The following is a 13,177-nucleotide window of genomic DNA, read 5'->3' as shown; positions in this document are numbered from 1 at the left end:
TCAGTGTCCTGCGTTGTAGATGGCATGGGGATCTTTAAGGACCGGATCGACAATTTTCCACTCACCCTGCTCGAAGACACGGTAGAAGCAGCTCTCGCGACCGGTATGGCAGGCGATATGCCCCAATTGCTCGACCATCAGAATGATCACGTCGGCGTCGCAGTCCAGGCGCATTTCATGCAATTTTTGCACGTGGCCGGATTCTTCGCCCTTGCGCCACAGTTTGCCACGCGAGCGGGACCAGTAGATGGCCCGCTGCTCGGCGGCGGTCAGGGCAAGCGACTCGCGATTCATCCAGGCCATCATCAGCACGCGCCCGGTCTTGTGGTCCTGGGCGATAGCCGGTACCAAGCCATCGCTGTTCCAGTTGATCTCGTCCAGCCAGTCTTTCATGTACGACTCCAAAGCGAGAGGCCCGATCCTCTGCCGACCCCTTGCGCTAGTTTGCCAGTCGGCGGGCCTGCTGGCTATCGACGTACGATCAGGTAAAGGCCAGCGGCCAGCATCAACCAGGCAGGCCACGCAGCGGGGGCGCTGAGGCTGACGGCTCCGGCTGCCAATGTCGCGCCACCGCCAAGCAGGCCGGCGCCGAGAAGGCGCAAGGCCCAGTGATCGCTTTTTTGTTGCCAGGGCGCTGGCGGATCGGAAAGGTGCGGCTGGGACATGCGCTCAAGCAAGTCGCGGGTCATGCCGGCCAGGTGCGGGATCTGTTCGACCTGGCCGTGCAGGTTTTGCAGCAGCGTTTTGGGGCTGACGCGTTCGCGCATCCAGCGTTCCAGGAACGGTTGGGCGGTGCTCCACAAGTCCAGTTCGGGATAAAGCTGGCGACCCAGGCCCTCGATATTCAGCAGGGTTTTCTGCAGCAACACCAGCTGTGGCTGCACTTCCATGTTGAAGCGCCGCGCGGTCTGGAACAGGCGCATCAGCACTTGGCCGAACGAAATATCTTTTAACGGTTTTTCGAAGATCGGCTCGCAGACCGTGCGGATCGCCGCCTCGAATTCGTTGAGCTTGGTGTGCGCCGGGACCCAGCCCGAATCGATGTGCAGTTGGGCCACGCGGCGGTAGTCACGCTTGAAGAAGGCAAACAGGTTGCGCGCCAGGTAGTCCTGGTCCTCGGGCGTGAGGCTGCCGACAATGCCGCAGTCGATGGCAATATATTGCGGGCTCCACGGTTTGACGGTGCTGACGAAAATGTTGCCTGGGTGCATATCGGCATGGAAGAAGCTGTCACGGAACACCTGGGTGAAGAAGATCTCCACGCCGCGTTCCGCCAGCATTTTCATGTCGGTGCGCTGGTCGGCCAGGGTCGCGAGGTCGGTGACCTGGATGCCGTAGATACGCTCCATCACCAGCACCTTGGGGCGGCACCAGTCCCAGTAGACCTGGGGCACATACATCATTTCGGAACCTTCGAAGTTGCGCTTGAGCTGGCTAGCATTGGCCGCTTCGCGCAACAGGTCGAGTTCGTCGTAGATGGTCTTTTCGTAATCGTTGACCACTTCCACCGGGTGCAGCAGACGGGCGTCGGCCGATACCCGCTCTGCGCCACGGGCGATCAGGAACAACCAGGCCAGGTCCTGGGCGATGATCGGCTTGAGACCGGGGCGCACCACCTTGACCACGACCTCTTCACCACTCTTGAGCTTGGCCGCGTGAACTTGTGCCACCGAGGCTGAAGCCAGTGGCTCAACGTCGAAGCGGCTGAACACGTCGCTGATTTTAGCGCCGAGCTGCTCTTCGATCAGGGCCACGGCTTTTTGAGGATCGAAGGATGGAACGCGGTCTTGCAGCAGCATCAGCTCATCGGCGATATCTTCCGGCAGCAGGTCGCGGCGGGTTGAAAGCAGTTGGCCGAACTTGATGAAAATCGGGCCCAGGTCCTGCAAGGCCAGGCGCAGTCGAGCGCCACGGCTGAGGTCGAGGGTTTTGCGCGGCAACCAGCGCCACGGCATGACGTGCCGCAGGGCCATCAGCCACCAAGGCAGCGGCAGTTCGAACAGCAGATCGTCGAGACGGTAGCGGATGACCACGCTCTGGATGCGCAACAGACGGCGGACGGCAAGCAGCTTCATGCGTTATCGCTGGTATGAAGGGATCGGGCAAGGCGCTCAATACGCGCCTCGAGGCGTTCGATGTCGACTTTTAGCGTGTCGAGTTCGCTGAAGCGGGCTTCGGCTTCGCGTTGGCCAACCAGTGTCCGCGCCTCTTCGGCGAGGTACTCGGAAAGATTCTGGTTGAGTGCAGCCAAGCCTTGGCGTGTCCAGTTGGCGCGGCTGCGCAAATGGCCACTGAGTAATTGGGTGGCCACCGGCCCGAGCCAGCGGGAGACTTCATACTCCCAGTCCAGCTCCAGGTCCTGGAGAACGGCGACCAGGTCCAGCAGCACCGCGCTATCACCTTCAAGCTCGACCTGAGGACTATGCAGTATGGCGCTCTTGTCCTGGCTCAGGGCCAGGCGCACCAGGCTACTGGCCGGCGCACGCAGGGTGCAGTCGGCTTCATTGGCCCAGTGTGCGGCAAGCATCAGGCCTTCGTCGCTGGGTAGAATGAACAGTTGCAGTGCAGGTTGGCGGCAGTCGATGGCGATCACCTTGCCATCTAGTGGACGCAGGCGCGGCAATGCTGTGCTATCCAGGCGCAAAACACGGTTAAGACCGTGTTCGACGCTGGCGAGAAGGCCGGCCAGGAGCATCAGGGCTTGATGCCGCGGTGCAGGGCGACGATGCCACTGGTCATGTTGTGGTAGGTCACGCGGTCGAAACCGGCCTCGACCATCATCGCCTTGAGGGTTTCCTGATCAGGGTGCATGCGGATCGATTCGGCCAGGTAACGGTAGCTTTCCGAGTCGTTGGTGATCAGTTTGCCGGCCAGTGGCATGAAGGCGAACGAGTAGGCATCGTAGACCTTGGACATCAGCTTGCTGGTCGGCTTGGAGAACTCCAGTACCAACAGGCGTCCACCCGGTTTGAGCACCCGCAGCATCGAGCGGATGGCATCTTCCTTGTGGGTGACGTTGCGCAGGCCGAAGGCGATGGTGACGCAGTCGAAATGATTGTCAGGGAACGGCAGCTTTTCAGCGTCGGCCTGGACAAATTCGATGTTGCCGGCGACACCACGGTCGAGCAGGCGGTCGCGACCGACCTTGAGCATCGACTCGTTGATGTCGGCCAGAACTACCTGGCCGGTCGGGCCGACCAATTGTGAGAACTTGGCTGCCAGATCACCGGTGCCGCCGGCGATATCCAGTACCCGGTTACCGCTGCGCACACCAGACAGCTCGATAGTGAACCGCTTCCACAGGCGGTGCATGCCGCCGGAAAGCACATCGTTCATCAAGTCGTACTTGGCTGCTACCGAATGGAAAACCTCAGCGACTTTCTCCGCTTTCTGGCTTTCCGGCACGTTCTGGTAACCGAAATGAGTGGTGGGTTCGGCGTTGTCGCCTTTGCGCTGATCGTTCATATCGCTTCACCGGAAAAAATTACTGGCCATTCTAGGGCGTACGGTCGGATTTGTCTTGGCGGGGTGTGTCGCAGGTCGGGGCGCAGGCATAATAAAAGAATAGAAGTATGCCTCTGAACCCAGGATTGAATAAATGACTCAGATCAGCGTTGAGCGCAAACACAGCCTGGGCCGCGAAGCGGCTCGGGAGAAGGCCCAAGGCCTGGTCGACAAGCTGGCTCGCGAGTATGACCTCACTGCCCGCTGGAATGGCGACCGGGTCGAGGTCAAGCGCAGCGGTGCCAATGGCAGCGTACAGATCGGTGAAGACACCATCAGGGTTGAACTGAAGCTGGGCATGATGCTGTCGATGATGAGCAGCACCATCAAAAGTGAAATCGAACGGGCTCTGGACAAAGCCCTCGCCTAGCGGCTCAAGAGGGCGCTGCAAGCTGCAGACCGCGGGTGGTTGGCTGTGAATTCTCACATGCCAACCACGTTGCAACAGGCGCCGCCCCTCTTGCCGCTTGAAACTGAAAGCTTGCCGCTCCACCCCATTAGGGTGTGAATTCTAATTTTTCTCCCTACCTTGTGCTCAAGCCCAACTTCCATGGGCAGTTCCTCCATATCTTTTCGAGCGTGAGGTGCAGAGCATGGCAAAAGTTATCCTGAAGAAAAAAGAAGACACCCAGAACTCATTGGGTGAGGTGCGCGGCTATGCCCGCAAGATTTGGCTGGCAGGCCTTGGGGCCTACGCCCGGGTCGGTCAGGAAGGCGCCGACTACCTGAAAGAACTGGTCAAGGCCGGCGAGAGTGTAGAGAAGCGTGGCAAAAAGCGTATCGACCACGAGCTCGATGCAGCCAATACCCAGATCGATTCGGTCAAGGGTGAGATCACTAGCGTGAAGGGCAAAGTCGAAGTCCAACTCGATAAAATCGAAAAGGCTTTCGACACACGGGTCGCCAGCGCCTTGAATCGCATCGGCATTCCGTCTAAACATGACGTGGAGGCACTCTCTGCCAAGCTCGATGAGCTGACGGCATTGCTTGAACGTGTCGCACGTAAACCATAAGGAGAGCGGGATGGCTGGCAAGAAGAATAGCGATAAAGAAAGCAGCTCCTGGGTCGGCGGGATCGAGAAGTACTCCCGCAAGATCTGGCTGGCTGGATTGGGTATCTACTCCAAGATCGACCAGGACGGCAACAAACTGTTCGAGTCGCTGGTCAAGGATGGTGAGAAGGCAGAGAAGCAGGCCAAGGGTTCAGTTGATGCGGCCAAAGCTTCGGCCAAGTCCGCCACTTCTCGTGTGGGTGATGTCAAAGACCGCGCCCTGGGTAAGTGGAGCGAGCTCGAAGAGGCTTTCGACAAGCGTCTGAACAGCGCAATCTCGCGCCTGGGCGTGCCGAGCCGCAATGAGGTCAAGGCGCTGCATCAGCAAGTGGATACCTTGACCAAGCAAATCGAAAAACTGACCGGTGCTTCGGTCAAGCCGGCTTCGAGCAAACCCGCCGCGACCAAGGCCGCCGCCAAGCCACTGGCCAAGGCAGCACCGAAAGCGGCAGCTAAACCTGCGGCGAAAACTGCAGCGGCCAAGCCTGCTGCCAAACCTGCGACAAAAACCGCAGCGGCCAAACCCGCTGCAAAAGCAGCCGCCAAGCCAGCAGCCGCCAAGCCTGCCGCGGCGAAAAAGCCAGCGGTGAAAAAAGCGCCGGCCAAACCAGCAGCAGCCAAGCCGGCAGCACCTGCAGCCAGCGCGGCTCCCGCATCAACCGCTGCGCCAGTGACAACTGCAGCGGCGCCCACGCCGGCACCTTCGGCAGCGGTAAGTCCTACCAGTCAGTCCTGATAGGCCTGCTCGCGGGGCAAGTCGAGTCGCCGCACCGCTGGTGTGACGATGCGATTTTCCCCGCGATGCTTTCAGCCGTCCAGATACCTCAGGGCGATTTGCTCGGCTGCATGCCTGGAGCCGGTGTCCAGGTGCGGCGCCACCAGCATCATCACCTGATAGACCACCACACCGACCTCACCCTCGCGCGCCAGCACCCGCTGGTAGTCCAGGGAAAACAGCAGGGTCATGGTTATCTGCTCCACCAACTGACCCAGCGCCCGTGTATCACTGATGACCTGACCCTGAGCCTTGAGGCTGGCTAGCAGCGCTGCCAGGGTACGTTTGAGGGCATTGAGCAGGTTGCGCATACCCCGCGCAAGCTTTGGCAGGCGTCCTGTCAGGTTCGACAAGTCCTGGAACAAAAACCGGTACTGAGCCATGCGCTCGACGATCAAATGCAGGAACAGCCAGTAGTCCTCGGCGTCCAGGCGCACTTCAAGGGGTGGGTCCAGTAGCGGGGTCAGTTCGTCTTCGAATCGCTCGAACAAACCCAGCACCAGGGGTTCCTTGCCGTGGAAGTGGTAATACAGGTTGCCTGGGCTGATCCCCATTTCATTGGCGATTTCCAGGGTTGAGACATTCGGTTCGCCCTGCTGATTAAACAACTGCAGGGCACACTCGAGAATTCGGTCGCGGGTTTTCATCCGTTCTACTTGCTCAGCGCGCCTGCACGTAAGTGCCGGGTGCGGGGTCCATGGGAGGGTAGTTCTGGTCGCCCAGCGTCATCAGCGTTTCGCGCTGGGCACCCGATCGCGCCTGGATCCACTCCAGCCACTGCGGCCACCAGCTGCCGTCCACTTGCTTGGCATCGTAGTACCAGGCCCGTGGGTCGCTGCTCAGATGCGGGTTGTCGATGTAGTGCGCCTTGGGGTTGCCGGGCGGGTTGAGGATGCTCTGCACATGGCCGCTGTTGGCAAGAATGAAGCGCTTGTCGCCGCCCAGCAGTAAGGTCGAGCGGTACACCGCATCCCACGGTGTTATGTGGTCGTTGCTTCCGGCCACACTGAAGCTGTCGACGTTGACCTTCTGCAGGTTGATGGGGGTGCCGCAAACCTCGAGACCTGCGGGGTGAACCAGCGGGTTGTGCTTGAAGAAGTCCAGCAGGTCACCATGCAAGGCAGCGGGCAAACGGGTGTTGTCATTGTTCCAGTAGAGAATGTCGAAGGCTGGAGGCGCCTTGCCCAGCAGGTAGTTGTTGACGAAGTAATTCCAGATCAAGTCGTTGGGACGCATCCAGGCGAAGACTCTGGATATTTCCCGACCATCGAGTACGCCCTGCTGATAGGAGCGGCGCTTGGCCGCTTCCAGGGTCTGCTCGTCGGCGAACAGGCCAGCGGGGCTGTCGATCTCGCTGTCGAGCAGGCTGACCAGATAAGTGGCGCTGCTGACCCTGCGCATTTGACGCTTGGCCTGCAGGTGACCTTGCAGGGCGGCGATGGTCAGACCTCCAGCACAGGCACCGAGCAAATTCACGTCGCGGCTGCCGGTGATGCTGCGGCAGACATTCATGGCCTCTTCCAAGGCTTCGACGTAACTCGACAGGCCCCATTCACGATGACGGGCATCGGGGTTGCGCCAACTGACAATGAAAGTTTGCAGGCCGTTTTTGAGTGCGTACTGGACAAAGCTGTTGGTCGGGCTCAAATCGAAGATGTAGAACTTGTTGATTTGCGGCGGCACGATCAGCAACGGTCGAGCGTACTGTTTTTCACTCATGGGCTTGTACTGGATCAACTCCAGCAGCTCGTTGCGAAAAACCACCGCTCCCGGGGTGGTAGCCAGGTTTTGACCCACCTCGAATGCCTCGGTGTTGACCTGGCGTGGCAGCCCGTCGTTGTGGCGCAAGTCGTCAACCAGATGGTTCAGTCCTCTCAACAGGCTCAGGCCACCCGAGTTGAACAGCTCTTTGACTGCTGCAGGGTTGAGCAACGAGTTGCTTGGTGACAACGCATCGTTGAGCTGCGCAAAAAGGAAGTGCGCACGGGCGCGATCATCGGCGTCCAGTTGGCTTTCGTCGATCCATTGCCGGGTCTGCTTCTGCCAGGCGAGGTAAGCCTGCAAGCCACGGCTATAAAAAGGATTGTGATTCCAGGCCGGGTCCTTGAAGCGGTTGTCGCGTGGGTTGGGCTGGTGCAGGGTGTCGCCGAGCAGAACCCGCCCCAACTGATTGCCCAGGGCGAGCATGTGCCTGGCGGTATGCAGCGGGTGGCGCAGGCTGTGGCGGCTGACATTGCGCAGGGTCGAGAACAGGTCGCGACCGCGCATGCCGGTGATCGCGTTCTGCACGTTCATGTACGAGGCGGGGACCGGTACTGACCCCTTCGCGGGCTTGTCTTTCATCAGGCAACACTCCGTCGTCAGGCCATCAACAAAACAGTTCAATGCAAGAGTGACACCAATCTCCTGGTGGACATCCGGGCGCAGGCGCGAGCCAGGGCCAGGAATCAACCGGGTGCAGGGCGAGGGTGCATGACGGCGCGTTGGCGCTCTTGCTGGAGAAATTTCATGATGATCGGGGCAACCGCTTCTGCCCGGGTGATCAGAAACAAATGACCGTCGTCGATTATGTGTAGCTGGGCATTGGGAATACGCCAGGCCAGCAGGCGCATATTGATCAGTGGAATCAATGGGTCATCGTCGCCGGCAAGTACCAGGGTCGGTTGTCGGATTTTGTGCAGCCAGTGAATGCTGGTCCAGCCGAGCCCGGCGAACAGTTGCCAGTAGTAGCCGAGCTTGCCCGAAGAACGTACTTTTGCGGCATGGGCGGCGGCAAGGCTGGGGTCGCGGCGAAAAGCGCCGCCATAGATCTGCGGAGCAATACGAATGACGTGGGACGGTTGCACATAGCGCCGAGGGCTAGCCATCAGCATGAGCACCTTAGGCTTGCCCGGAACCATGAATGCACCGGCAGCGGTGGCCGCCAGGACGAGTTTTTTGCAACGTTCGGGATAATCGTGGGCGAATTGCTGGGCCAGCGCGCCACCCCAGGAAACGCCGATGGCATTGACCTGGCCATAGTCCAGGTAATCGAGCATGCGCGCGGTCAGCTTGGCCAGCGAGGGAAAGCGGTAAGGACGCTTGGGTGTGGATGAACCACCCACACCGGGCACGTCGAAGGCAATCACCTCCAGGTCCGGATCCAGTGCCTGGATAAAGGGGAAGACCAACTCCAGGTTGGCGCCAATGCCATTGAAGATCAGCAGCGGCGTCAGGTGCGGCTTGCCGGGTCGAACCGCGGTGCGGATGGACTGGCCATCAATGTCGACGGTCCTGAAAATGTACGGTTGCGGCATGCGCGGAGCCCCGTGTTGGATAAAACACCGTGGCTCATCAGTGAACCACGGCGATTGTTGCAATCAACGCTCGTGTACGTAGGTGCCCGGTGCCGCCTCGGCGGCGGCATAGGTTTTGTTGCCCAAGCGCGTGGGTGCCTTCTTCAGATCGCCGGCGCGAGTGGTTAGCCAACTCTGCCAGTGCAACCACCAGGAGTCGGTGTGCTTGGTTGCGTTTTCCTGCCAGTGGTTGGCGTCCTGCGGCATCTCGCTACTGGTCATGAAGCGTGCCTTGGGATTGCCCGGTGGGTTGAGGATGCTCTGGATGTGTCCACTGTTGGACAGCACAAACTCGACATTGCCACCAAACAGCTGGGCCGAGCGGTAGCACGACTGCCACGGGGTAATGTGGTCAGTGGTGCCGGCCAGACAATAGATATCGGTGGTGACGTTTTTCAGGTTGATCGGTGTTCCGCACACTTCCAGTGCATCGGCACGGGTCAGTGGATTACTTTTGAACATTTCGATCAGGTCGCCGTGGAAGGCAGCCGGCAAACGGGTGGTGTCATTGTTCCAGAACAGAATGTCGAACACCGGCGGCTCATTGCCCAGCAGGTAGTTGTTCACCCAATAGTTCCAGATCAGATCGTTAGGCCGCATCCAGGCGAACACTTTGGCCATGTCGCTGCCTTCGAGTACGCCTGCCTGATAGGACTGGCGCTTGGCGGATTCGAGGGTCTGCTCGTCGACGAACAGGGCAACCTGGGTATCGAGGGTGGTGTCGAGCACGCTCACCAGCAGAGTAAGCGCATTGACCTTTTTTTCGCCCAAGGCCGCATAGTGGCCCAGCAGTGCCGTGCAGGTGATACCGCCCGAGCATGCCCCGAGCATGTTCACATCCTTGCTGCCAGTAATCGCCAGGACAGCGTCGACGGCCTCCTTGAGAGCGTCGATGTAGGTCGACAGCCCCCATTCACGCTGGGCCTTGGTCGGATTGCGCCAACTGACAATGAACGTCTGCATGCTGGAGCGCAGGCAGAAGCGCGCCAGGCTCTTCTCCGGGCTAAGGTCGAAGACATAGAACTTGTTGATTTGCGGTGGCACCACCAGCAGTGGGCGGGCGTGCACCTGTTCGGTGATTGGCTGGTACTGGATCAGTTCCAGTACGTCGTTGCGAAACACCACCGAGCCTTCGCTGTTGCCCAGGCTCTTGCCGACCTCGAAGGCTTCCATGTTCACCTGGCTAGGCATGCCCCCGTTGTGAACCATGTCCTTGGCCAGGTTCGACAGACCGTCGAGCAGACTTTTACCGCCGGTTTCGAAGAAACGTTTGACTGCCGCAGGGTTGGCGGCGGTGTTGCTGGGTGCCATGGCCTCGGTCATCAGGTTGATGACGAAATGACCGCGACTGATGTCCTGCTCCGACAGGTTGCTGGTGTCGATCCAGTCGTGCAGTTCTTTACGCCAGGCAAGGTAGGTTTGCAGGTAGCGGCGATACAGGGGATTTTGGCTCCAGGCTGGATCATTGAAGCGACGGTCGTCGCTTTCCGGTCGCAGTGCCGATTTGCCGAAAATCACATTTTTCAGTTCCAAGCCGAAATGCGCCACATGCTTGGCGCTATGCAGCGGCTGGCGAATGGCCTGGCCCAGCACCATTCGAGCAGATGTCAGCAAATCCTTTCGACGCAAGCCAATCACAGGGTTCAGGCCCAGTGTGTTTTCCGAGGCTTGGCGCTGCAGGTCATCGTTGTTTTTGTTACTCATCTACGACGCTCCGTTGTCCTGAGACGAGTACCGGCCTGCTGTGGGCGTTACACAGACGTGTGTCCGGTACTGCTGCTCGGGTGACCAGTGATAACGAACTGCGGTCCTGCGGCCGGATGCAAACGACGATGAGCCATGCGGGTTATTTCTGCTTGAGAAGACTGCCTGCTTTCGCTCGCGACCTCTACATACCGGCCAGACCCTGCTGCATAGCGATGCAGGGAACTTGCCAGATCCATTGGTTACCCGACTTTCGAGTGATGCGCAAGACGGCCATTCCTTGACCGTTGAGCAGGCATTCAAGCAAATAGAATTAGAAAATGCGCTCTAAACCCTGTAATGCCCGAGTTAGAGCATCAGCTTTACGACGGACTCGGAAGGGTCGCGAGATTTCCCGGCTTTTTCCAGCTCACCGAGATAGTCCTCCCACAGTTCCTGCTGACGCAGACACAACTGTTCCAGGTATTCCCAGGTAAACAGACCACTGTCGTGGCCGTCGTCGAAGGTCAGTTTCAACGCGTACTGGCCGGCAGGTTCGAGACTGCTGAGGCCGACGTTGATCTTGCCGTACTGGAGGATAGGATTGCCGTGGCCCTGGACCTCGGCGGAAGGAGAGTGCACGCGCAAGAATTCGGCGGGCAGGTGATACACCTCGTTTGGCCCGTACGTCAGCGTCAGGGTTTTCGAGGCTTTGTGCAGGTTGATGGCGGTTGGCATTCTGGACATGGTTGAAGACTCTTGGGCTATGCGCTGCAAGCTACAAGCTGCAAGACACCGATGTCCAGCTTGCAGCTCGCAACTTGTAGCTTGCCGCTGCGTTACAGGATGTAGCGCGACAGGTCTTCGTTCTGTGCCAGTTCACCGAGGTGGCTGTTGACGTATTCGGCGTCGATGCGGATCGGTGCTTCGCTGTGGGCGCTGGCCAGATCCCCGGCGCTGAAGGACACCTCTTCGAGCAGACGCTCAAGCAGGGTATGCAGGCGGCGGGCACCGATGTTCTCGGTCTTCTCGTTAACCTGCCAGGCGATTTCAGCCAGGCGCTTGATGCCCTCGGGCGCGAACTCGATGTTCAGGCCTTCGGTTTTCAGCAATTCGCGATATTGCTCGGTCAGCGAGGCATGCGGTTCGCTGAGGATACGCTCGAAGTCTTCCGGGCTCAGGGCCTTGAGTTCGACGCGGATTGGCAGGCGGCCTTGCAGCTCAGGCACCAGATCGCTTGGCTTGCTGAGGTGGAACGCACCGGAGGCGATGAACAGGATATGGTCGGTCTTGACCATGCCCAGCTTGGTATTCACCGTGCAGCCTTCGATCAGCGGCAGCAAGTCGCGCTGTACACCTTCGCGGGAGACGTCGGCGCCGCCGACGTTACCGCGCTTGGCCACTTTGTCGATTTCGTCGATGAACACGATGCCGTGCTGCTCGACCGCTTCCAGGGCCTTGGCCTTGAGCTCGTCTTCATTGACCAGGCGGCCGGCTTCTTCGTCGCGTACCAGCTTGAGCGCTTCCTTGACCTTGAGCTTGCGGCTCTTGCGCTTACCCTTGCCCATGTTGGCAAACAGGTTTTGCAGCTGGTTGGTCATCTCTTCCATGCCCGGTGGCGCGGAAATATCGACGCCCATGGCTTCGGCCACTTCGATCTCGATTTCCTTGTCATCCAACTGACCTTCGCGCAGGCGCTTGCGGAACAGCTGGCGGGTGTTGGAGTCCTGGCTGGTGGTCTGGTCTTCGTTGAAGCCGGTGCGTGCCGGTGGCAGCAGGGCGTCGAGAATGCGCTCTTCGGCAGCGTCTTCGGCACGGTGGCCAACGCGGATGATTTCCTGCTCGCGCAGCATCTTGATCGCGGCGTCGGCCAGATCACGGATGATCGATTCGACGTCACGGCCGACATAGCCGACTTCGGTGAATTTGGTCGCTTCGACTTTGATGAACGGTGCATTGGCCAGCTTGGCCAGGCGTCGGGCGATTTCAGTCTTGCCGACGCCGGTCGGGCCGATCATCAGGATGTTCTTCGGTGTTACTTCCACACGCAGCTCGGCAGGGAGCTGCATGCGCCGCCAGCGGTTACGCAGGGCAATGGCGACAGCGCGCTTGGCGTCGTCCTGGCCAATGATGTGGCGGTTGAGTTCGTGGACGATCTCGCGGGGGGTCATGGACATAGTATTGATGGTCCTGGGACTCGATAAATCAGCGTGGAAAAGCCCGGCCACCGGGGCCGGGCGCCAGAACAGCTGATTTACTCGGCCAGGTCCTGCTCCTCGATAGTCAGGTTGTGGTTGGTGAACACACAGATGTCACCGGCAATGTTCAAGGCGGCTTCGGTGATTTCACGGGCCGATAGATCGGTTTTCTGCAGCAATGCCTTGGCTGCGGCCTGGGCGTAGCCGCCGCCGGAACCCATGGCGATCAGGCCGTCTTCGGGTTCGACCACGTCACCGTTACCGGTGATGATCAGTGAGGCATCCTTGTTGGCTACGGCCAGCATGGCTTCCAGGCGGCTCAGGGAACGGTCGGTACGCCATTCCTTGGCCAGCTCGACGGCGGCACGGATCAAATGGCCCTGGTGCTTTTCCAGCTGGCCTTCAAAGCGTTCGAAGAGGGTGAATGCGTCGGCTGTGGCACCGGCGAAACCGGCGATGACCTGACCGTGGTAAAGACGACGGACCTTTTTGGCGTTGCCTTTCATCACGGTGTTGCCGAGAGAAACCTGGCCGTCGCCGCCCATGACGACTTTGCCGTGGCGGCGAACTGAAACGATGGTGGTCAAGGGAGAGTCTCCACGCAGCGGGGCGAAAATGCCGATGCAGACT

Annotated in this window: 14 protein-coding genes; 3 read left to right on the top strand and 11 right to left on the bottom strand. The window is 59.6% G+C overall.

What is annotated here, in order from left to right; translation table 11 throughout:
• The 4 genes from hisI to ubiE all read right to left on the bottom strand — a co-directional run bounded on the left by hisI (position 1) and on the right by ubiE (position 3,465).
• Positions 1–393 (bottom strand): phosphoribosyl-AMP cyclohydrolase, encoded by a 393-nt coding sequence (gene hisI / locus D3Z90_RS24815; RefSeq protein WP_136478516.1) that lies wholly within the window; start codon positions 391–393, stop codon positions 1–3.
• A 74-nt stretch (positions 394–467) separates the two neighbouring features.
• Positions 468–2,075 carry a ubiquinone biosynthesis regulatory protein kinase UbiB gene (ubiB, locus tag D3Z90_RS24810; protein ID WP_136478515.1) on the bottom strand — a complete coding sequence of 536 codons (1,608 nt, stop codon included), beginning with the start codon at positions 2,073–2,075 and terminating at the stop codon, positions 468–470.
• Complete coding sequence (locus tag D3Z90_RS24805; RefSeq protein ID WP_136478514.1) at positions 2,072–2,695, bottom strand: SCP2 domain-containing protein; 624 nt, start codon at positions 2,693–2,695, stop codon at positions 2,072–2,074. Before D3Z90_RS24805 ends, ubiB begins: the two co-directional genes overlap by 4 nt.
• Complete coding sequence (ubiE, locus tag D3Z90_RS24800) at positions 2,695–3,465, bottom strand: bifunctional demethylmenaquinone methyltransferase/2-methoxy-6-polyprenyl-1,4-benzoquinol methylase UbiE (RefSeq protein WP_136478513.1); 771 nt, start codon at positions 3,463–3,465, stop codon at positions 2,695–2,697. The genes D3Z90_RS24805 and ubiE overlap by 1 nt, the downstream gene beginning before the upstream one ends.
• A 133-nt stretch (positions 3,466–3,598) precedes the next feature.
• Between ubiE and D3Z90_RS24795 the strand changes: the two genes are divergently transcribed.
• The 3 genes from D3Z90_RS24795 to D3Z90_RS24785 all read left to right on the top strand — a co-directional run bounded on the left by D3Z90_RS24795 (position 3,599) and on the right by D3Z90_RS24785 (position 5,292).
• Positions 3,599–3,874 (top strand): polyhydroxyalkanoic acid system family protein, encoded by a 276-nt coding sequence (locus D3Z90_RS24795; protein ID WP_136478512.1) that lies wholly within the window; start codon positions 3,599–3,601, stop codon positions 3,872–3,874.
• 223 nt (positions 3,875–4,097) lie between these two features.
• Positions 4,098–4,517 (top strand): phasin family protein, encoded by a 420-nt coding sequence (locus D3Z90_RS24790; protein ID WP_136478511.1) that lies wholly within the window; start codon positions 4,098–4,100, stop codon positions 4,515–4,517.
• 10 nt (positions 4,518–4,527) lie between these two features.
• A complete protein-coding gene (locus tag D3Z90_RS24785; protein WP_136478510.1) occupies positions 4,528–5,292 on the top strand; it encodes a phasin family protein in 765 nt (254 codons plus the stop codon).
• Positions 5,293–5,363: 71 nt separating this feature from the next.
• Here the strand turns inward: D3Z90_RS24785 and D3Z90_RS24780 are convergent, their stop codons facing one another.
• The 7 genes from D3Z90_RS24780 to hslV all read right to left on the bottom strand — a co-directional run bounded on the left by D3Z90_RS24780 (position 5,364) and on the right by hslV (position 13,134).
• Complete coding sequence (locus tag D3Z90_RS24780; protein WP_136478509.1) at positions 5,364–5,978, bottom strand: TetR/AcrR family transcriptional regulator; 615 nt, start codon at positions 5,976–5,978, stop codon at positions 5,364–5,366.
• A gap of 13 nt (positions 5,979–5,991) precedes the next feature.
• A complete protein-coding gene (phaC, locus tag D3Z90_RS24775; protein ID WP_136478508.1) occupies positions 5,992–7,674 on the bottom strand; it encodes a class II poly(R)-hydroxyalkanoic acid synthase in 1,683 nt (560 codons plus the stop codon).
• 104 nt (positions 7,675–7,778) lie between these two features.
• Complete coding sequence (gene phaZ / locus D3Z90_RS24770; RefSeq protein WP_136478507.1) at positions 7,779–8,627, bottom strand: poly(3-hydroxyalkanoate) depolymerase; 849 nt, start codon at positions 8,625–8,627, stop codon at positions 7,779–7,781.
• Positions 8,628–8,690: 63 nt separating this feature from the next.
• Entirely contained in the window at positions 8,691–10,370 is a 1,680-nt protein-coding gene (gene phaC, locus D3Z90_RS24765) for a class II poly(R)-hydroxyalkanoic acid synthase (RefSeq protein WP_136478506.1), read from the bottom strand.
• Between the two features lie 348 nt (positions 10,371–10,718).
• On the bottom strand, positions 10,719–11,096 hold the full coding sequence (locus D3Z90_RS24760; RefSeq protein ID WP_136478505.1) for a gamma-butyrobetaine hydroxylase-like domain-containing protein: 378 nt from the start codon (positions 11,094–11,096) through the stop codon (positions 10,719–10,721).
• A 92-nt stretch (positions 11,097–11,188) separates the two neighbouring features.
• Positions 11,189–12,526 carry an ATP-dependent protease ATPase subunit HslU gene (gene hslU, locus D3Z90_RS24755; protein WP_136478504.1) on the bottom strand — a complete coding sequence of 446 codons (1,338 nt, stop codon included), beginning with the start codon at positions 12,524–12,526 and terminating at the stop codon, positions 11,189–11,191.
• A 77-nt stretch (positions 12,527–12,603) separates the two neighbouring features.
• On the bottom strand, positions 12,604–13,134 hold the full coding sequence (gene hslV / locus D3Z90_RS24750) for an ATP-dependent protease subunit HslV (RefSeq protein ID WP_136478503.1): 531 nt from the start codon (positions 13,132–13,134) through the stop codon (positions 12,604–12,606).
• Positions 13,135–13,177: the final 43 nt, after the last annotated feature.

Origin of the sequence: Pseudomonas sp. DG56-2, assembly GCF_004803755.1 — a bacterium.
Taxonomy (GTDB): domain Bacteria; phylum Pseudomonadota; class Gammaproteobacteria; order Pseudomonadales; family Pseudomonadaceae; genus Aquipseudomonas; species Aquipseudomonas auratipiscis.
This window is presented reverse-complemented; position numbering and strand designations above follow the sequence as displayed.

Excerpts from the sequence above, each read along its gene's own strand:
- hisI (WP_136478516.1), bottom strand. The coding sequence starts at position 393 with ATGAAAGACTGGCTGGACGAGATCAACTGGAACAGCGATGGCTTGGTA.
- ubiB (WP_136478515.1), bottom strand. The coding sequence starts at position 2,075 with ATGAAGCTGCTTGCCGTCCGCCGTCTGTTGCGCATCCAGAGCGTGGTC.
- D3Z90_RS24805 (WP_136478514.1), bottom strand. The coding sequence starts at position 2,695 with ATGCTCCTGGCCGGCCTTCTCGCCAGCGTCGAACACGGTCTTAACCGT.
- ubiE (WP_136478513.1), bottom strand. The coding sequence starts at position 3,465 with ATGAACGATCAGCGCAAAGGCGACAACGCCGAACCCACCACTCATTTC.
- D3Z90_RS24795 (WP_136478512.1), top strand. The coding sequence starts at position 3,599 with ATGACTCAGATCAGCGTTGAGCGCAAACACAGCCTGGGCCGCGAAGCG.
- D3Z90_RS24790 (WP_136478511.1), top strand. The coding sequence starts at position 4,098 with ATGGCAAAAGTTATCCTGAAGAAAAAAGAAGACACCCAGAACTCATTG.
- D3Z90_RS24785 (WP_136478510.1), top strand. The coding sequence starts at position 4,528 with ATGGCTGGCAAGAAGAATAGCGATAAAGAAAGCAGCTCCTGGGTCGGC.
- D3Z90_RS24780 (WP_136478509.1), bottom strand. The coding sequence starts at position 5,978 with ATGAAAACCCGCGACCGAATTCTCGAGTGTGCCCTGCAGTTGTTTAAT.
- phaC (WP_136478508.1), bottom strand. The coding sequence starts at position 7,674 with ATGAAAGACAAGCCCGCGAAGGGGTCAGTACCGGTCCCCGCCTCGTAC.
- phaZ (WP_136478507.1), bottom strand. The coding sequence starts at position 8,627 with ATGCCGCAACCGTACATTTTCAGGACCGTCGACATTGATGGCCAGTCC.
- phaC (WP_136478506.1), bottom strand. The coding sequence starts at position 10,370 with ATGAGTAACAAAAACAACGATGACCTGCAGCGCCAAGCCTCGGAAAAC.
- D3Z90_RS24760 (WP_136478505.1), bottom strand. The coding sequence starts at position 11,096 with ATGTCCAGAATGCCAACCGCCATCAACCTGCACAAAGCCTCGAAAACC.
- hslU (WP_136478504.1), bottom strand. The coding sequence starts at position 12,526 with ATGTCCATGACCCCCCGCGAGATCGTCCACGAACTCAACCGCCACATC.